The organism is Mycoplasma sp. 2045 (assembly GCF_024582715.1).
GTDB lineage: Bacteria > Bacillota_I > Bacilli_A > Mycoplasmatales > Metamycoplasmataceae > Mycoplasmopsis.
Map to the genome: position 1 here is coordinate 689,664 of NZ_CP102083.1, position 20,718 is coordinate 710,381.

The following is a 20,718-nucleotide window of genomic DNA, read 5'->3' on the forward strand; positions in this document are numbered from 1 at the left end:
TTTGGATGGATACATTGCAAATTAAACAAATGTTCATTGATTCAATTTCTAAAGTTCCAGGCGTAAGATTCTTACACGAACCAACTTTGGATATCAATTGTGAACCTGACACAATTGTCAGATTAAATCCTGAAGAATATTTTGAAAACATTGAGGTTTTTTTAACTGAAAATTCACGTGTTGAAATTAAAGCAGCAATTACTGTTTTTGATGGAACACCAATTAAATTCATCATTTCACAAATTTACAAAATTATGGAAATGAAATTAAAAGCTAAGAAATTTAAATTCAATAAACTAATTATCATTGTCAAGGGAGTAACCAATGAGTAAAAGTAAGAAAGTAGATAAAAGAAATATCCTGAATGGTTCCGAGTTAGCTAAAGCATTTTTATCAGGAGCTAAAGCATTAGTTAATGCAAAAAACAAAATTGATGCGTTAAATGTGTTTCCTGTTCCTGATGGAGATACTGGAACAAATATGTCTTCAACAATAGCGGCTGCTATACCTGATTTAGAAAAAGCTCAAAATGAACCAGTATATGCTATTACTAAAAAAGTTTCAACAAATATGATTTATGAAGCTAGAGGAAACTCTGGTGTTATCCTTTCACAAATTTTCAAAGGATTTGCTTTAGGTACAGATGGTAAAGTTGAATTAAATACTCAAGATTTAATCCAAGCTTTTGAGAAAGCAACCGAAATTGCTTACAAATCAGTTTTTAAACCTGTTGAGGGAACAATTCTTACAGTTATTAGAGAAACAACTGAAAATCTTAAAAAAGAATTCGAGGGTAAAGACATTCACTATTCAGTATTCTTTGAAGAAGTCGTTGCATTTGCACGTAAAAGTTGTGATGAAACACCTAACAAACTTAAGAACTTAAGAGAAGTTGGAGTTACCGATAGTGGTGGTGAAGGTCTTTACACAATTTTCTGAGGAATGAATGAAGCTCTTCACGATAGACCAGTTGAACTTAAAGATAATTCAGATGAAGTCATAAACTTTATTGGTGATAGCGAAGTTTATGAAGGAGAATTTGGTTACTGTACAGAAGTTCTTATCGATTTAACTGAACCAGCTAAATTCAAGAAAGCAAACTTTGTTGCAAAACTTGAAAAATTAGCTAACTCACTTGTTGTTGTTTCTGACGACAATATCCTTAAAGTTCACGGACACACAGTTAAACCTGGTGATATGTTAAACTTTACTCAACAATATGGTGAATTTATCAAAATCAAATCAGAAAATATGACGCTTCAAGCTAACTATTCAAAAGCTAATGCCGAAAAACTTAAAGAGTCACAATTACAACATAGTGAAGAAAGTAGAACACCTTGTGGAATTATCTCATGCAACTTAGGTTCAGGTATAGTTGCAAGAATGAAAGATTTAGGTTGTGACTTTGTTGTTGAAAGTGGACAAACACAAAACCCATCTGCTCAAGACTTGATAAATGCAGTTAATAATGTAAATTCAGATTCAGTATTTATTCTTACAAACAATTCAAACATCATACTTGTTGCACAACAAGTAGCGCAAGTTATCCAAGACAAAAACGTTATTATTATTCCTACAAAAACACAAATCCAAGGAATAACAGCTATGCTTAATTTCAACCACGAATCTTCAGTTGAAGAGAACGTTGAAATGATGAATGAGGCAATTGCTAATGTAACTACTGGTGAAATTACAAAAGCAATTAGAAACACAAAATTAAATGGTGTTCAAATTAAAGATGGTGATTATTTATCTATCATCAATGGAAAAATCACTGCAAGTTCATCAAAACTTTTAGATGCTGCTAAAAAAATAGTTAAAAAAGCAATTACAGAAGACAAAGAATTAGTCACAATTTACTACGGTGATGAAAGCTCACTTGATGAAGCTGAAGAAATCCTTAACTTCATTGAATCAAACTATGATATTGAAGTTGAAATTATTGAAGGTAATCAACCTACATATCAATTCATCATTGGAGTCGAATAATGAAAGACTATAAATTCAAAATTGCTTTTGACATAAATGGAAATGATAATGGTCCAAGTGCAGCAGTTGAATCTGCTAGCAAATTTGCTCTTCAATTCCCTGATACACAAATTCAACTAATTGGTGATATTTCAAATATTGATAAAACGAAACTTCCTGAAAATATCTTACTTATTGAAAACAAAAATGTTCCTAGTGAACCTAAGAACATTAGAAAATCAATGAACGAAGATACATCAATGAATCTTGCAATTAGTAAAGTTATAAACAATGAAGCTAATGCAGTTTTATCAAGTGGAGATAGTGGAGTTTATATCTCGACATTAACACTTAAATTAAAAAGATTACAAAACATTTCTAGGCCAGCATTTATGCCAGTTGCTACATCTATTTTAGGTAGCAAATTGCTATTTTTAGATGTAGGTGCTAACTTAGAAACAAAAGCACAATATTTAGTTGAATGAGCTATGCTTGCTTCATTGTTCTATAAAACAATGTTTAAAGTAGCAGAACCTAGAGTTTCACTTATTAACATTGGAACTGAAGATTACAAGGGTCTTGCATCAACTAAACAAGCTCACGAATATTTGAAAACATTAAATGATATTAACTATGTTGGATTTGTTGAATCAAGAGAATTATTTAATGGAAACATTGATGTAGCTGTTGTAGATGGTTATGCAGGTAACACAATGCTCAAAAGTTATGAAGGAGCAATTGGTGCGTTTTCAAAAGCACTTAAAGGTCAAATATTAACTAAATTAAAATACAAAATTGGTTATTTACTTTTAAAAGGTGCATTTAAAAATGTTGGTAAATCACTTGACTACCGTTCAGTTGGTTCTGCTTGAGTACTTGGTGTTAATGGACTAGCAATTAAAGCTCACGGTTCATCTGATGCAAAAGCTTTCTACAATGCATTATTATCAATTCAAGAAGCTCTTGAAAATAACTTATTAGAAAAATTACAAACATTATCAGATTCAATTAAAGTTGATAATTTAGAAAGTGAAGAATAATATGGTTAATTCACTTAAAAGCTTTTTTGAAATAAATAATATTCAACCAATTAGAACAGACTATTATCTATTAGCAATTACACATTCATCTTTTAATAGAGATAAAGATGACAACTATGAAAGACTTGAATTTTTAGGAGACTCACTTCTACAATTTGTTAGTTCAAACTACATATTCAGAAAGTATCCTGAATTATCACAAGGTCACGCAACCAGATTAAGATCAACTGCAGTTAGAACGGAGGCGCTTGCTAAAATATCTAACGAATTAGGTCTTTTAAAAATCTTAAGAACTGGACCTGGAAAAATGCGTGAATCAGTGATTAATTCACCAAAAGTTCAAGCAGACGTATTCGAAGCAATGATAGCAGCTATATTTTTAGATCAAGGATTTGAAAAAGCTTCACAATTCATAATCAAACATATATCTCCTATCATTGACTCGGTACACAATGACGAAAATAAAGATCCTAAAGGACAACTACAAGAATACTTTCAAAGTATGACAAAGGAAAGTATCACATATCAAACTGATCAACTCAGTGATAAACGTTTTTTAGCAAAAGCTAAACACGATGGTGTTATTTATGGTGAAGGTGTTGGTTTAAGCAAAAAAGAGGCTGAAACTAATGCTGCTATTGATGCACTACAAAAGCTTAAAGATAAAATTGAGGTGCAATAATGAAATTAGTAAAAATCGAAGCACATGGTTTTAAATCATTTGCTGAACCTGTAATCTTACGTTTTGATGGAGGTGTTGCTGGTATTATCGGGCCAAACGGTTCTGGTAAAAGTAACATCAACGATGCTATTAAATGAGTTTTAGGGGAACAAAGTTCTAAAGAACTTCGTGGAGACTCAATGCAAGACGTTATCTTTGCTGGTTCTAAAACAGCTAAACCAATGGACTTTGCAAGAGTTACATTAACTTTTGATAACAAAAACTCAAATAACTCAATTCCTGATGAAGTTGTAACAATCACACGTGAATTACAACGTGGTAAAGGTGTAAACAACTACTATATGAATGGTCAACCTTGCAGATACAAAGATATTAAAAGTATCGCAATGGAAACAGGTATTGGGAAAAGCTCATTAGCTATTATTTCTCAAGGAACTGTTTCAGACATCGCTGAAGCATCTGACGAAGATAGACGTGGAATTTTCGAAGAAGCTGCTGGAGTTTCTAAATTCAAATTCAAGAAAACTGAATCAGAAAGAATGCTTAAAAGTGCTGAAGATTCAATGAATCAACTTGAACCTAGAATTTCAGAGCTTGAAAAACAACTTGGACCATTAAGAAAACAAGCTGAAAAAGCTTTAATCTACAGAGATAAAGCAGAAGCTCTTAAAAAAGTTGAAATTCCATTCTTAGCTAAAGGAATAAAAGAAAATAAAAGAATTTACGAAGAATTAGACGAAGAACTTCGTGGTGTAGACGAAACAATGCAAAAATACAAAGAAGAAATTGCTAGTTTACAAATCGAAATTAAAAACGCAAAAGTTGAAAAAGAAAAAGCAAGACAACAAGTTGATGAACTTGAAGGAACATACAATGGTATGGCTTCAAGATTAAACTCATTAAACTCAACAATTGATCAACAATTTGCAAAAATTAACTTAATCACAAGTGGACAAGTAACAGTTGATAATGATGAAGCTATCAAATCATATGCAAGTGCAATTAAAAGACTTGAAGCTGAATTACTTTACAACACACATACTTATGGTGAACTTAAGGCTCAATTTGAAGAAACTAGAAAACAAATTGAAGAAGATACAAACTTAGTAAACAATTTAAGAATTGCTAACCAAAACCACAGAGACAACTTAATTTCTGCAAAAACGACTTTACAATCTTTATACAGAACTAAAGAATCTAAATTAAACCTTTTCAAAGGTCCTAAAACAATTATGGAAAACAAAATGTCTTTCAAAGGTGTTAAAGGACTTGTTAGAGATTTAATTAAAGTTAAACCAGAATACATCACAGCTATTGAAACTGTTTTAACTCACGCTGCTCAACACATTGTTGTTGATATTCCAAACACAGCTGTTAAAGCAGTTGAATTCCTTAAACAAAACAATGGTGGTAGAGCAACATTTATTCCTCTTACATCTATCCAAGAAAAATTTGTTCGTGATGACTATTTATTAGCAGTTACAGGACACCCTGGATTTGTTGCTCTTGCTTCAGATTTAGTTGATGCAGATCCACAATATTCAGTTTTAGTTAAATTCTTATTAGGGAACGTTGTAGTAGTTGATGATATTAAATCAGCTAATGCAATTTCAAACCTTCTTGAGAAAAAATATATGATTGTAACTCTTGATGGTGACATCATCCGTGTTGGAGGGGTTATCGTTGGAGGAACTGCTCAAGAAAGTGATAACGTCTTAGGTATCGATGAAAAAATTGCTAACCTTGAAAACAAAATCGCTGGTATTGAACCAATGATTAAGAAAAATGATCAACAAATCGAACAATTATCATTTAGACGTAATCAATTAATCCAAAAGAGCAGAAGTACTGAATTAGAAATTCACAACTTAGAAAACTCAATCAAACAAAAACGTGAAGAAGTTACAAACTTAAAAGGAAAAGTTGATGCTTCTTCATTATCACTTGATGATTTTGAAAACTCTGAAACAGTTATTGAAAGAAACAAATTACAAGCAAAACTTATCGTTGTTAAAAATGAACTTGCTGTTGCTAAAAACTTATATCAATCTTGAGATGAAGCATTATCACTTTACAACACTAAATTATCAGATGCTCAAGATTCTCAAAATGCCTTAAACAAAGGTTACAGCAGCAAAATGATTAACAAATCTGAATCATTCAAGATTTTCACTGAATATACAAACAGATTAGCTAACGTTTACCATATGACAGTTGAATACGCTGATCAAAACTTTGTTTTAGAAATTTCTTATGAAAAAGCAAAAGAATTTGTTGAAGAATTAAGACAACAAATTGCTGAACTTGGAAATGTTAACTTAGAATCTATCGAACAACTTGAAGAAGTTGAAAACAGATATGACACATTAGTAGCTAACAGAGATGAATTAGTTCAAACAAGAGACACTTTATACCAAGCTATTGCTGAACTTGACAAAATCATTGTTACAAGACTTACTAATGTTGTTCACGATGTTAACCAAGAATTCAACAACGTATTCAAATCTATGTTCGGTGGAGGAGCTGCTGAAGTTAGATTCGTTGAACCTAATAATATTTTAGAATCAGGAATCAGCATCTTTGCTCAACCTCCTGGAAAAAGTGTTAAAAACCTTAAATTATTCTCAGGGGGAGAAAAAGCGCTTATTGCTATCTCATTATTATTCGCCATCTTAAGAGCTAGACCTCTTCCATTATGTATTCTTGATGAGGTTGAAGCTGCGCTTGATGAAGCTAACGTTGTTAGATATGCAGAATACTTACAAGAACTTAAGAAACAAACTCAGTTCATTGTTATCACACACAGAACAGGAACAATGCAAAGAGTTGACTCATTATTTGCTGCAACAATGCAAACACGTGGAATTACAAGTTTCTTCAGTATTCACTTAAAAGATGTCGAAAAATACATTACTGAAGAAGCTAACTAATTCAATTTGATAGTTGACTATCACAAGAAATTGTGGTAGTTTTTTTGTTTATCTAAATGTGTAAAAAATAAGCAAAATAACGAAATTTTGCACTTTTTTGACCCTATTTTTTTTTTTTTTTTTGCTTTTATGACTTGCTGACTATGGTTTCGGTGAAACGTGAAACTTGACATATTACTTTAAAAGTTGTATTATTTAATTATGAAACAAAAAAGATTATTAAAAAATTTATTTATATTATCAAGCGCACCTTTAACTGCTCTTGTTGCAACCAGCGCAGGTTGCGCAGCAGCACCAAGCAATACAAAGAATCCATTAGCAAAGACTAATGTTACATATAATGTTGTTAATAGTTATGTAAAACCATCTGTTATAAACACAGAAAATCTTAGTCAATATGTAACTATTAATCCATCAACAGATGAGCTTGTAATTTACAAAACTATTTCAGTTTCAGAAACTGATGATGATAAAGGAACATTAAAAATCACTGTTTTACTTGAATCAAAAGAAGATAGTAAAGTTACATATTCAAAAGAAATTTTAATTAAAGGCTTTCTTAAAAATATTAAATCTCAGCCACTTAATCCAAGATATCAACAATTCTTCAACGAGATTGTTGATTCAGCTGAAAACTCAGTTCCAACTGTGTTTATGTCTAGAAATGCAGCTCAATATTTCAACTCTGCATTTATGTTAATGTTAGGTGAATTAAACTACAAAAATAGAAATCAAGATTCACTTAATGATGTACTATTTTTAATAGACAATTCAGTTTATGATAAGTCAAACACAGGAACCCAAAGATTTAATTTTGACTATTTATTGCAAAAATATGGAGACGTTTTACAAACACCAGGTCAATACAACATTGGTAATGGTAAATTAATGGTTGCATCACAATTAAAAGATATGAATCCATCATTAAACGATAATGCTAACAAAAAATACGACGTATTTCCGAGAACATTAAAAGAATTATTAACTTACCTAAAACCATATAAAGATGCAGGTGTAAATAAATTCGACTTCTACATTCCGGACATTTCATTCCCATCATTACCAGCAGAAGTTAGAAATTACGTTCTAGAACACGCTAATAAAATAGTACTTTTATCAGATGGAAATGCACAACCTTATAAATTTGTTGAGGCTTCATATCAAAGTTGAGCTAACAGAACTTCAAACAATCTTTCAAAAGATGAAATCGCAGCTTCATTTGAAGAAATGCAAAGAACTCAAAAACAAACAATTGACTATAGATACTACTTCCAATTAACTGACAAAGTTAAACTTTACAACTTTGATGGTTCATACATTGAATATTTCAACAAGCAACTTAGAGCTTTAGACAAGGCTAATTTATCATTATCAATTAAAGATTACCCAACTGATTATTCACAAATTTTCAAAAATAATAAATTAGAAATGGAAAAAGCAATTACTGAATATGAAAAACTAAATAGATTAGAGGTTCGTAATGCTCTTGACTTTGTAATTCATGGAAAAGAACATTATGATTCATCTAAGAAGAACTTAGTATTTATGGGTTCATCATTATTTAGAAAATACGAAACAAAAGTTGAAACTGATCCATTATATGGAAAATGAAGAATTAAAGAACTTACTGAAAATAGAGAAGAAATTATAAGTTTCATTAATGCTATAAAAATTAAATATCCTGAATCTGAATACAACTATATGTATAAAATGCACCCAGTTTATTCAAAAGATGAATCAATCGAGTACATTAGAACATTATTTGGAGATAACAATAAAGCAATTATTCTTGACTCTTCAGTTTCTTGAGAAAACATTATCGCAGTTGATCACTCTAAAGCTGATTATGGTAAGTCAGTATTCTTCAACGAGACATTTAACAACGATTCTAAAACACATATCTTCGGAATTCAAGCTTCATCAACCGTTCTATTATCAACACTTGCATTTGTTAGATCAGCTTACAACTTATCATTAGAGCAAGCTAAAGCATTTGTCGATCCTGAAGATTTTGCAATTCCTACTACATTCCACATTATTAGAAGAGATCAAGTTAAACCAAAAAATGGTTTCTATGACACAAACATTAAAGAACTTGATCAAGTTTACAAATACTTCATTCCATCTAAAACATTCTTTGAATTATCAGAATTCAAATCAATACCTGATTTTGTAGATAAATGAACTAAAATCAAAGAAGGTAAATAATACTTATTTCACTTGCACATAGGCACTTTAGTAATTACTAAGGTGTTTTTTTATATAAAAAAGAATAGCTATTTAAGCTATTCTGATTTGTGTTAATCAAGTTCAATTTTACCTGTGTAAAGTTGGTGATAGATACCGTGTAATTTGATAAGCTCATCGTGAGATCCAACTTCTTTAATTTGTCCTTGATCCATAACAACGATTTTATCTACATCTCTAATTGTACTTAAACGGTGTGCTATAACAAATGAAGTTTTATTTTTCATAAGTTCATACATACCCTCTTGGATTTCTCTTTCAGTTTCTGTATCAATTGTTGAAGTAGCTTCATCAAGGACTAATATCATTGGATCTAACATACTTGTTCTAGCAATTGAAAGAAGTTGTTTTTGCCCTTGTGAAAGTGATTCTCCTGCATTTTCTAAGACAGTATTAAACCCATCTTCAGTTTGTTTAATGAATCTAGTTGCATTAGCAATTTTTGCAGCTTCTTTAATATCTTTAAGTGCTGCGTCAGGAACACCATAAGCAATGTTGTCAGCTATTGATTTAGTAAATAATGAAGTTTCTTGAAGAACATATCCAAGTGATTTACGTAATGAAGATTTTTTAATTAGTCTAATATCAATTCCATCAAGTTTAATTGAACCTTCAAACACATCATAAAATCTATTAATTAAGTTTGTAATTGTAGTTTTTCCAGCACCAGTCGCACCCACAAACGCAACTCTTTCACCTGGTTTAATATGTAAATCAAAATCTTTGATAATAGGTTTTCCTTCAACATAACCTGCATAAACGTGATTGAAATCAAACTTACCATCAATTCTTTTAATTAAGCTTCCCATTGAACCCATTGGTATTTTGAAGTAGTATCTTGATGGTTCGCTTAAGAATTTTTCTTTATCATGAGAATTAAATCAAACAATGCTTGATTTAGATAAATCTGAATGATTAATAATGTCGATTGAACCTTTATCAACTTCTGATAAATTATCCATTGCATCAAACACACGTCTTGCACCAACCGCGGCCATTGCAAGTGTATTAAACTCTTGAACAATTTGAGAAATTGGTAATGAGAAGTTTCTTGCATATTGTAAGAACGCAACAATAACTCCTGCACTGATTGTGACATCTAATGAACCAACCTTACCACCGTTAAGGTAAATGAGTCCAGAAATAATAGCAATAATTGCATAGTTGATATTTCCAATATTCATAAATACAGGGAATAAAACAGTTACATAAGCTTTTGATTTGTAGTCAGCTTCATAGAACTCTTTATTTCTCTTTTGCATATCTTCAAATGAAGCTTCTTGATGATTAAAGACTTTAATAACCTTAACACCATTAATCATCTCATTTATAAATCCGTTGATAATACCTAGACGTTTTTGTCTTAATGTAAAGAATTTACTTGATTTCCTTGCATAAACAGATGACAATAACATAGTTGTTCCTACAAGTGCAAATACTATTAACGATAAAAATCAGCTGTAGTAAAGCATAAACACTGTTGTCACAATAAGTGTTGCTAAGCTTGAAAATATTGTTGGTACAGTTTGCATTATGAATTGCTTAAGTACATCAACATCATTAACAAACAATGACATTAAGTCACCTTTAAGTTTCTTGTCAAAGTAGCTTATTGGTAATGTTTGCATTTTTTCATATAAGCTATCACGTAAGTTTTTAATAGTTGTATGTGTTAAGAATACTGCTAATCTTGTTGCTATAAATTCAAAAAGCACACCTGATAAAAATAAACTAACTAAGATAATGATTGAAAGGTTGAATCCATTTCAATCAAATTCATTGAAACCTGATTGAAAAAATGGAACTAAGAATTTGTTGAATAGTACTAACCCCAAGTAAGATTGACCCAAAACATTTACTACTGATGAAATAACGAAACCGAAAATAATGAGCATGAAATATCATTTATTAGTAGCTCAGATAAGTGCAATAACTCTTTTAAGAGCGCCTTTAGCTTCTGAGCTTTTTATAGTTTTTCTTTTATTCATCACTACCTCTATTTTGTGTTTCATATAAATGTCTGTAGTATTCGTTTGATTTTAAAAGTTCTTCGTGCTTACCAATTCCTGAAATTTCACCATCATTAATAATTACAATCTTATTTGCGTGCTGAATTGATGAAATTCTTTGCGCAATAATGATTTTAGTTACATCTCCTAATTCATATTTAAGTGAGTGTTGGATTTTCTTATCTGTATTATTATCAACTGCACTAGTTGAGTCATCTAAGATAAGAATTTTTGATTTCTTAAGTATAGATCTTGCTATTGAAAGACGTTGTTTTTGCCCACCTGAAAAGTTGTTTCCTGATTCTTCTACTCAAGTGCTTAAGCCATCTTTAGCAAAAACAAAGTCATAAGCCGATGCTTTTTTAAGTGCTTCAATTATTTCTTCATCAGTTGCTTCTTCATTTCCTCAACGCATATTTTCGGCAACTGTTCCTGTGAATAAAACATTCTTTTGAAGTACTATAGAAACTTCATTTCTAAGTGCTTCAAGATCGTAATCTTTAACATTAACTCCACCAACTAAAACTTCTCCATTAGTTACATCATATAACCTTGGTATAAGTGAAATAAGTGAAGATTTACCAGCTCCTGTTTTTCCTAAAATACCAACAGTTTCACCTGGTTCAATTGTTAAATTAATATTATTTAAGTTATTTAATTCAGCGTGTTCTTTATATTTCAAAGACACATTTCTAAATTCAATTTTTCCACTAGCAACTTCTGTGAGCCCATCTTCTTTTTGAACTAAAATTGGTTTTTCTTCAATAAGTTCTCTAATTCTTTTAGCTGATGCCTTAGCAGAAGTTACATTAATAACACCTACAGAGAATAAAATGAAGTTAACTAAAACTTGGAACATATAACCAATGAAAGAAGTTAACGTACCAAAATCCATTGTTGCATTTTGCTTATTCACAACAATATCTTTTGTAGCAACTGCAATAAATGAAACTAAACAAACATAAATAAGTAACCCAAATAAAGCTCTGTTTGAGTTAATTCATTTTTCGGTCATTATAGAAATTTTTCTAACTAATGCTGATGAGTTCTTAATATCAAGCAATTCATCTTGTTCTTTAACGAATGATTTAATTGTTCTAATCGCATTTAAGTTTTCACCAATTTTTGTGTTTAAGCCATCATAAGCTTTAAGCATTAAATGATATCTTCTATAAACCATGAACATTACAAAACCAATAAATATAGCTAACACAACCATAATAGCAAGCAAAATTGATGCTAATATAGGTGCTATTGTAAATGCAATAGAAATAGCAACCAAAATCATAATTGGTGCCCTAAGCATCATTCTAATGATGTTTAAATAAGCATTTTGAATAGAAACAATATCAGTTGTTAGTCTTGTTATAAGAGTACCATTTGAGTAGTTATCTAAGTTCTTAAATGATAATCTCATTAAATTTTTATAAGCATATGCTCTAGCATTATAACCTAGTCCTGCAGCTGCTTTGGATGCAAAAATTCCACTAAGTGCACCAAAGGCAAGTGATGCCAAAGCAAGCGCAATAATAACAAGTGAATATTTTAAAATACCATTTCACGCTTCGTTTTGTAATGCTGCAAATGCTAACTTTTGAATTCCATTATCCATTAATTTCTTAACAGCTAACGGAATAAGCACTTGTGCTACAACTTCTAAAATAGCAAATAATATAGAAAGCAATGAAGCAGTTCTATAATTTTTCGTTAATTCAAAGAAACTAAAATGTGCAGGAACATAATTTTTAGTTTGTGCCCTTTGCATTATCACTCCTTTCTTTTAAATTGCAAATTAACTTAAATAATCAATTATGCTTCTAGCAGCTACTGCACCATCTGATGCTGCTGTCACTATTTGACGAACTTTTGTTTGTCTAATATCACCTGCTGCATAAATTCCTGGAACATTCGTTTCCATTTTATCGTTAGTAACGATAAAACCTTTTTCATCTAGTATTCCTAAATCCTGAGCAAATCACGCAGACGATTCAAATCCTATGTAAGGGAAAAACGATAAAACTTTAAGTTCTGTTTGCTCACCATTTTTATTTTCAATAACAACTCCTTCAAGTTGTCTATCACCCAGTAACTTAACTATTTGTGAATTTTTAAACACTTTAATATTTGGTTGTCTTAATAATTCTTCAACTAAAACTTTGTCAGCTTTGAATGTTTCATCTCTGATAACTAAATTAACTTCACTAGCAATTCTAGATAAGTAAATTGATTCTTCAACAGCTGAATTTCCATCACCTAAGACTACCGATGGATTTTTACCAAATAATGGGGCATCACAAACAACACAGTAGCTAATTCCAAAGTTTTCAAATCTATCATATTCAGGTATGAAAGTTGGTCTTCTATTTATCATTCCAGTTGCAATTAAAACTGATTTAGCTTTTACAACTGAATCATCTGATAAAACAATTTCTTTATCATATTTACCTAAGTTATTAATTTTTGTAACTGTACCATAAAGATATTTAGCTCCATATTCTTTAGCATGGTCAAAGAATTCTTGAGCTAATTTTCAGCCTTCAATTTCAGATGTACCTAATCAGTTTTCAACTTTTGCAGTTGATGATAATTTACCACCAGGAGCACCTTTTTCAACAAATGCAACATTCAAGTTTGCTCTTGATGCATATAAAGCTGCATTTAATCCAGCAGGTCCTCCACCAATAATCACAAGATCATAAATTTCGTTCATAGCTTATCTCCTTAAAAACTAATTATTTAGTTTTAAATTTTATAACTTTTTAAATCATTGTTAAATGTGAGTAGATTTTATCAAAAAATACAAATTTGCTAGTTATATTGGTGAAAAAGTAAGTTTTTACTAATTGAGCTAAATAAATTTAGTTTGATTAAGCATCAAAATTTGCAAAATAAAAATATATCCAATTGCTTGGATATATCTAAATTAAGCTACAGGTCTTTTAGTTCATAATTTACTAAATAAGTAGCTAAAACTTGTGATGTTTACGTGATTTAAGTAAACTTCTTTATTTTTGTGTTCAAATACAAATTTGTATTTTTCTAATTTTCTTACATATAAGTTTCCTCTTAAGAATTCAAAGTAGATAAGCGCTAATCCACCACCGATGATGAATAAGATCGCAACTACTGAATAAAGGTTATATGATTCTTCACGTAAAGGTTCCATTGCAGCACGAGTTATACCATATCAAATTAAGTATAAAGCTCCACCTGACCCTGGTCTTAATAAACCAAAGTAGTTAACAACTCAACAAATTAAAATGTAACCAATTAAGTTTGCTAATCCTTCGTATAAGAATAATGGATATCTGTAAGCACCTTCGAGACCCATACTTGCAGTTAATGAGTCAGAAATGTACATATTTGAAGCAAATGATTTTCCGAATACTAATACTGATGCACCAGTTCAGTCTATTTTTCCATAAACCTCGTGGTTAGCATAGTTTCCAAAACGTCCAACAAATTGTCCTACTAAAACTGCTGGAAGAATGTAACCAAATGCTTTTTTCAGATCAATATCTTTTCTCTTTGTGTATAAGTAAACTATATCAAGGAAAGCGGCTAGAACAACTCCCCCTTGAATACTTAACCCCCCTTGTCAAATTGCGTACCAATGCGAGTTAGGGAATGGATTATCAGGTTGATAAATAAGTCTTTCAATAACGAACCCTAAACGAGCTCCAATGATACCAGCAGGAACTGTGATTAAAATTATCACAAATAAGATATCTATATTTCAGCCTTCTTTATATCAGAAGAAGAAAACAGTAAGAATTGATAGGATAAAACCTAACATAATCATAAATGAGTAAAGGTGCATTTGAAAGGAACCAATACTAAATAAGATTGTTGAAGTACCCTCTGCTATTGGAGAATCAGGTACTCAAGCAGGATATGCTGAATTATTCATTTTCTAATAGTGTCCTTTCATAAATTTCATCTAATACATTCATACCATCATTTCTAGCTAAGTAAGTATTAACAGCAGCTCTAATTAATGAAGCAGCTGAACCTCCTTCTTTGATTGGTATTTGCATTTTCTTAATTGAACGTCCAAAAATTGGATATTCTAAATAATCAACACCTAATCTATCGAATTCACTGTTACCATCTTGTTTAACAAGTTCGATAACAAGATCGATGATTGATGATTTGGCTACAGTTGATACTCCATAAAGTTTTTTAATATCAACTAAACCAATACCTCTGATTTCAAGAAAATTACGTGTAATTTCTGGAGATGATCCGATAAAAATGTTTCCGTTATCTTTAATCAACACAGCATCATCGCTAATTAAAACTGCGCCTTGCTGAATTAATTGTAAAGCAGCTTCAGATTTACCAACTCCACTAGCTCCAGTAATAAGCACACCTGTTCCTCCAATAAGGACTAATGTTCCGTGAACTTGTGTAACTTCTCCAAAGTAGTTATTTAAATATGAACCGATGTTTGTTGATATGTAAGATGTACTCATATTAACAAGTGCAACTGGAACTTTATATTTATTCGCTATATCTACAACTCAGTTAATCGCAGGTTTATTAAACCCCTTAGACAAAATAACAAGTGGAGGTTGCTGTGAAATAACACACTCTATAGCTTGGTAAGCTTTAGTTTTGCCTATTTCAAAAAATCAAGATGATTCAGCAGTTCCTCAAGCAATAACGTTTTTGTTAATTCTGTCATTTAAATAATTAGCTGCTAATTCTAACCCTACGCGTTTGATTGCAGGTTGATAAATGTCGTTATAAATCAATTCTTGATTTTCACCATTTATGATTTTTAAATCATAGAAATCAATGATTTTCTTGACATTAATTTTTTTACGTTCTTTATTCATTGAGTATTTTCCTTGAAATTTAAATTTTGTAATTTAATTTTATTAAATTAATTAAGTTTTTGATTACAAAATTTTCTTAAGAAATTGACCTGTATAACTTCTTGGATTTACAGCAACTTGTTCAGGTGTCCCTTGAGAAACAATTTGTCCTCCGTGAACTCCTCCATCAGGTCCTAAATCGATAATGTGATCACAAGATTTGATTACATCTAAGTTGTGTTCGATGACAATAACTGAGTCGCCATTTTCAACAATTCTATTAAGAATATGAATTAATTTCTTAACATCGTGAGTATGTAATCCTGTTGTCGGTTCATCAAGGACATAAACTGTTTTACCTGTTGGTTTCTTTTGCAAGTAAGTCGCTAACTTAACACGTTGTGCTTCTCCACCACTTAAAGTCGTCGACATTTGTCCAAGCTTAATATAACCTAAACCTACGTCCTGTAAGATTTGAAGTTTTTCAATAATCTTATTTCTGTGCTCAAAAAATACAATTGCTTCATCAACACTCATATCTAAAACTTGAGAAATATTTTTGTTGTGGTACTTTATTTCAAGTGTTTCTTTATTGTATCTTTGACCATCACATTGATCACAAGGCACATAAACATCAGGTAAAAAGTGCATTTCAATTTTTATGAAACCATCTCCTGAACATTTTTCACATCTACCACCAGGCACATTGAAACTGAATCTACTTTTTGTATATCCTCTAATTCTTGATTCTTCAATGTTTTCGTAAATTTCTCTAATATCATCAAACACACCTGTGTAAGTAGCAGGGTTTGATCTTGGAGTTTTTCCAATTGGCGACTGAGAAACTGCAATAACTTTATCAATGTTGTTTAAGCCTGAAATAGTTTTAAATTTAGCTTTCTTGTGATTTAAACCTTCACTAAGTCCAAGTGAATGTTGAATTCCTCTAACTAAAATTTCATTAACTAATGTACTTTTTCCTGATCCTGAAACTCCAGTCACTGCAACTAATTTACCTAGAGGAATAGTTACATCAATATTTTTAAGGTTATTTTCTCTAGCTCCATAAATAGTAACTTGTTTACCATTGCCACCTCTACGTGTTGCTGGAACTTCGATTTTTCATTCACCAGATAAATATTTAGCTGTAATTGAATTTTTTGATTTTACTATTTCATCTAAAGTACCTTGAGCAACTACTGTTCCACCATTTAATCCAGCTTCTGGCCCTATATCAACGATATAGTCAGATGCAAACATTGTGTCTTCATCATGTTCAACAACAATTAATGTATTTCCAATATCAACCATTTTTCTAAGCGCATCAATAAGTTTTAAATTATCCTTTTGATGTAATCCAATTGATGGTTCATCTAAAACATATAAAACACCTGTTAAATTTGAACCAATTTGAGTAGCTAATCTAATACGTTGAGCTTCTCCACCACTTAAACTTTCAGCACTACGGTTAAGGGTTAAATAGTCAAGACCCACATTTTTAAGGAAGCTTAATCTGTCGATTAATTCCTTTGTAATTAATGATGAAATTTGCTTGTCATTATCATTTAATGTATCAATTAATTTATTAACTGCTACAAGCGAATCTTCGATTGATAAAGCAATAAAATCATAAATATTTTTATTATCCAATTTAACTGCTAATGCATATTCATTTAATCTTGAACCCTTACATACTGAACAAGTGAATGAACCCATATATTTTTTAAGGTAATCTCTTCTTCTATCTGAAGTAGTTTCATAATACATTTTTTCAATCTTAGTTAAGATACCATCAATTTCTTTTTCTCTTCTAATGATGTTATTTGATGAAGAAACTAATGTGTAAGCAATAGGTTCGTGTGAACCATATTTAATTATTTCAAGCTCCTTTTCTCATAAGTCTTCAATAGGTGTGTTTTTGTTTATATTGTAGTAATTTAAAAGTTGATCAAACTCTTGTCATTCAAGATTTTGAGTATTGACTGTATTTTGGAAATATTCAATTCCACCTTCGCTAATTGATCTTCAAGGTTCAGAAACAATTGAATCAAAGTCAGCTTTAAACTCAAGACCTAACCCTTTACAGTTATCACACATTCCATATGGAGCATTGAATGAGAATAATCTTGTTTCAATTTTAGGCATATTGAAATCTTTGTAGATGCAAGAATATGTTTTTGAGAAGATAAATGTTTTATCTAAGTCAACATTTTCGATCTTAATTAATCCATCTGCATATTCAGTTGCAATTTCTAAAGCTTGTGAAATTCTATTGTAATTTTCTTCAGTTAATCTAACACGATCAATTACTAATTCTATAGTGTGCTTGTTGTTTTTGTTCAAATCAATAGGTTCATCAAGCATCATATACATACCGTTAACTTTAACTCTTAAGAAACCTTCTTTTTTAAGCTTTTCAAAAAGATTTTGGTGTGTTCCTTTTTCTCCATCAACTAATGGGGCTAAAATAACAAGTCTTGAATTAGGTTCTTGTTCATAAATTGAATTTAAAATGTCTTTAGTTGTCTGAGTCGAAATTTCAATGTTATGTGTAGGACAATATGGTTTACCAATTCTTGCGAAAAGTAATCTGAAATAATCATAAATTTCAGTAACTGTCCCAACAGTAGATCTAGGGTTATTATGAACAGTTTTTTGTTCAATCGAAATTGATGGACTTAGTCCTTCAATTTTGTCAACATCTGGTTTTTTGGTTCCTCCTAAAAACATTCTTGCATAAGATGAAAGAGAATCGACATATCTTCTCCTTCCTTCTTCATAGATTGTGTTAAACGCAAGTGAACTTTTACCACTACCACTAAGACCTGTAAATACAATTAACTTATTTTTAGGTAAAGTTAAATCAATATTCTTAAGGTTATTTTCTCTAGCTCCCTGAATAATTAATAAATTTTCTTTACTCATTTAATACTCCTTTCTATTTTGTTTCTTGTAATTCTAATAATATATTTCTAAGCTCAATAGCTCTTTCATAATCAAGCTCTTTTGCAGCTTGATTCATTTGATTTCTAATATCGTCAATAATTTCTTGCTTAGCTTTCTTATCAATTTTGTCGCCTGATTTAGTTTTGTTTTGTTTAGCTAAAATAGCTTCAACAGCATTTGTAATATCGTGACCGTGAATTGGCTCACTTATAGGCTTTATAATTGTTCTAGGTACAATTCCGTGTTTTTTATTGTAAGCAAGCTGAATACGTCTTTTTTCTTCATTATCATCCATGCAAATTTTCATAGCTTCGGTGATTCTATCAGCATAGAAAACTGCTTTACCATTTGCGTTACGAGCTGCACGACCTGTAATCTGAATTAAACTTCTTGCATTACGCATAAAACCAGCTACATCAGCATCTAAAACAAGTACCCTAGAAACTTCAGGTATATCGATACCTTCACGTAAAAGGTTAATTCCGACAATAACTTCGTAAATACCTTTTCTAAGCTTTCTAATAATTTCATTTCTTACAAAAGTGTTATGTTCTGAGTGAATGTAAGCGGCTTTAATTCCGTGCTCAATTAAGTAAGTCGATAATTCTTCAGCACTTCTTTTTGTGACTGTTAAAATGATTGTTTTTTCACCAGTTTCTCTTTGTTTTATTATAGTGTCATAGATGTCTTCAATTTGATTTTGCTTTGTTTAATAATAATTTCAGGATCAACTAATCCAGTTGGACGAACATAAAGTTTTGAAATATTACTTGGTTCAGTTTTTTCAAGTTCATAATCACCCGGTGTTGCTGAAATGTAAATTCTAGGAAACTTGAATTCAGTTTCTCATTCATTAAACATTAAAGGTCTGTTATCAAAAGCAGATGGTAATCTAAAACCATAGTCAACAAGCTTTTCTTTTCTTGATCTATCCCCTTTATACATTGCTCCTAATTGTGGAATAAACATATGTGACTCATCAATTAACATTAATGAATCTTTAGGGAAGTAATCTAAAATTGTGTACGGTCTTTGGCCAAAAGTTCTACCATCAAGATACATTGAGTAGTTTTCTATACCTTTGCAAGTACCAAATTCTTTCATATCATCAATGTCATTTTTAACTCTTTGAGATAATCTTGCAGACTCAAGTATTTTCTGTTCTTTAACAAACTTTGCAATTGATTGCGCTAATTCTTCTTCAATTTTTGGAATTATCCTATCAAAAATACTTTTATCTGTAGCATACTCGTCACCAGGTGAAAGTACATAGATATTATATTTTTTAGAGACTTCTTTTGTAAGTGGATCTATTGTCGCAATATCTTCAATTTCATCTCCAAAGAATGAAATCCTAATTGCATGATTTTCAGAATCAGCAGGTCTAACAATTACCGTGTCACCTTTAACTGTGAAATCTCCAGGAGACTGGTCTATATCATTTCTGTCATATTTAATTTTGATAAGTTGTGTGATAAAGTTATTCAACCCAATTTCTTGACCTTTGTAAAATCTAAAGAATGAATCTTTATAAACTTCAGGAGAAAGTGCTCCATAAATAGCTGAAACACTGGCCACAACAATTACGTCTTTACGTGTAATTAATGAATTAATTGCACTCATTCTTAAGATTTCAATTTGCTCATTAGTTTTAGAATCCTTTTCAATATAAACATCAGTACTTGGTTCATAAGCTTCAGGTCTGAAATAGTCAAAGTAACTAATGTAATATTCAACTGCATTATTAGGAAAAAATGACTTTAGCTCACTATATAACTGACTTGCTAAAGTCTTATTATGAGACAAAATAATAGTAGGTCTATTGACTTCTTTGATAACATTAGCAATAGTAAAAGTTTTTCCTGAACCTGTTACTCCCAAAAGAACTTGGTCAGTAATTCCTTTTTTAACACCCTCTGCTAATTCTTTAATTGCTTTAGGTTGATGACCTTGTGGTTTATAGTCTGCTTTTAAATCGAATATACTCATGATTAATATATTATATATGTTAATTTTTAGCATAATATTCTTTTAAAAATGACTAAAAAGTCTATTTTTTAGACTTAAAATCTCATA

14 protein-coding genes and 1 pseudogene are annotated in these 20,718 nt (G+C 30.7%); 6 read left to right on the forward strand and 9 right to left on the reverse strand.

Annotation, left to right across the window (positions count from 1 at the left end; all coding sequences use genetic code 4):
* Window positions 1-5 precede the first annotated feature (5 nt).
* The 6 genes from NPA13_RS02790 (at window position 6) to NPA13_RS02815 (ending at window position 8,828) form a co-directional block, all read left to right on the forward strand.
* On the forward strand, window positions 6-332 hold the full coding sequence (locus tag NPA13_RS02790; RefSeq protein ID WP_257089002.1) for a hypothetical protein: 327 nt from the start codon (window positions 6-8) through the stop codon (window positions 330-332).
* Entirely contained in the window at window positions 325-1,989 is a 1,665-nt protein-coding gene (locus NPA13_RS02795; protein WP_257089004.1) for a DAK2 domain-containing protein, read from the forward strand. Before NPA13_RS02790 ends, NPA13_RS02795 begins: the two co-directional genes overlap by 8 nt.
* Window positions 1,989-3,008, forward strand: coding sequence for a phosphate acyltransferase PlsX (gene plsX, locus NPA13_RS02800; protein ID WP_257089006.1), 1,020 nt, complete (start codon window positions 1,989-1,991; stop codon window positions 3,006-3,008). Before NPA13_RS02795 ends, plsX begins: the two co-directional genes overlap by 1 nt.
* Window positions 2,998-3,690 (forward strand): ribonuclease III, encoded by a 693-nt coding sequence (gene rnc / locus NPA13_RS02805; RefSeq protein WP_257089008.1) that lies wholly within the window; start codon window positions 2,998-3,000, stop codon window positions 3,688-3,690. The genes plsX and rnc overlap by 11 nt, the downstream gene beginning before the upstream one ends.
* On the forward strand, window positions 3,690-6,620 hold the full coding sequence (locus tag NPA13_RS02810; protein ID WP_257089020.1) for an AAA family ATPase: 2,931 nt from the start codon (window positions 3,690-3,692) through the stop codon (window positions 6,618-6,620). Before rnc ends, NPA13_RS02810 begins: the two co-directional genes overlap by 1 nt.
* Window positions 6,621-6,821: 201 nt before the next feature.
* On the forward strand, window positions 6,822-8,828 hold the full coding sequence (locus NPA13_RS02815; protein ID WP_257089022.1) for a lipoprotein 17-related variable surface protein: 2,007 nt from the start codon (window positions 6,822-6,824) through the stop codon (window positions 8,826-8,828).
* A 92-nt stretch (window positions 8,829-8,920) separates the two neighbouring features.
* Here the strand turns inward: NPA13_RS02815 and NPA13_RS02820 are convergent, their stop codons facing one another.
* The 9 genes and pseudogenes from NPA13_RS02820 to NPA13_RS02850 form a co-directional block, all read right to left on the reverse strand.
* A complete protein-coding gene (locus tag NPA13_RS02820) occupies window positions 8,921-10,855 on the reverse strand; it encodes an ABC transporter ATP-binding protein (protein WP_257089024.1) in 1,935 nt (644 codons plus the stop codon).
* Window positions 10,848-12,641: an ABC transporter ATP-binding protein gene (locus NPA13_RS02825; protein WP_257089026.1), complete on the reverse strand. Its 1,794-nt coding sequence runs from the start codon at window positions 12,639-12,641 to the stop codon at window positions 10,848-10,850. The genes NPA13_RS02820 and NPA13_RS02825 overlap by 8 nt, the downstream gene beginning before the upstream one ends.
* 27 nt (window positions 12,642-12,668) lie before the next feature.
* On the reverse strand, window positions 12,669-13,586 hold the full coding sequence (locus NPA13_RS02830) for an NAD(P)/FAD-dependent oxidoreductase (RefSeq protein ID WP_257089028.1): 918 nt from the start codon (window positions 13,584-13,586) through the stop codon (window positions 12,669-12,671).
* Window positions 13,587-13,799: 213 nt separating this feature from the next.
* On the reverse strand, window positions 13,800-14,786 hold the full coding sequence (lgt, locus tag NPA13_RS02835) for a prolipoprotein diacylglyceryl transferase (protein ID WP_257089030.1): 987 nt from the start codon (window positions 14,784-14,786) through the stop codon (window positions 13,800-13,802).
* On the reverse strand, window positions 14,779-15,717 hold the full coding sequence (hprK, locus tag NPA13_RS02840) for an HPr(Ser) kinase/phosphatase (RefSeq protein ID WP_257089032.1): 939 nt from the start codon (window positions 15,715-15,717) through the stop codon (window positions 14,779-14,781). The genes lgt and hprK overlap by 8 nt, the downstream gene beginning before the upstream one ends.
* A gap of 63 nt (window positions 15,718-15,780) precedes the next feature.
* Window positions 15,781-18,621 carry an excinuclease ABC subunit UvrA gene (uvrA, locus tag NPA13_RS02845; RefSeq protein WP_257089034.1) on the reverse strand — a complete coding sequence of 947 codons (2,841 nt, stop codon included), beginning with the start codon at window positions 18,619-18,621 and terminating at the stop codon, window positions 15,781-15,783.
* 13 nt (window positions 18,622-18,634) lie between these two features.
* Complete coding sequence (locus tag NPA13_RS03100) at window positions 18,635-19,045, reverse strand: UvrB/UvrC motif-containing protein (RefSeq protein ID WP_373457114.1); 411 nt, start codon at window positions 19,043-19,045, stop codon at window positions 18,635-18,637.
* Between the two features lie 9 nt (window positions 19,046-19,054).
* Window positions 19,055-19,336: pseudogene (locus tag NPA13_RS03105) on the reverse strand (helicase-related protein); the annotation flags it as partial.
* Window positions 19,312-20,631, reverse strand: coding sequence for a DEAD/DEAH box helicase family protein (locus NPA13_RS02850; protein ID WP_373457115.1), 1,320 nt, complete (start codon window positions 20,629-20,631; stop codon window positions 19,312-19,314). The pseudogene NPA13_RS03105 and the gene NPA13_RS02850, both read right to left, overlap by 25 nt.
* Window positions 20,632-20,718: the final 87 nt, after the last annotated feature.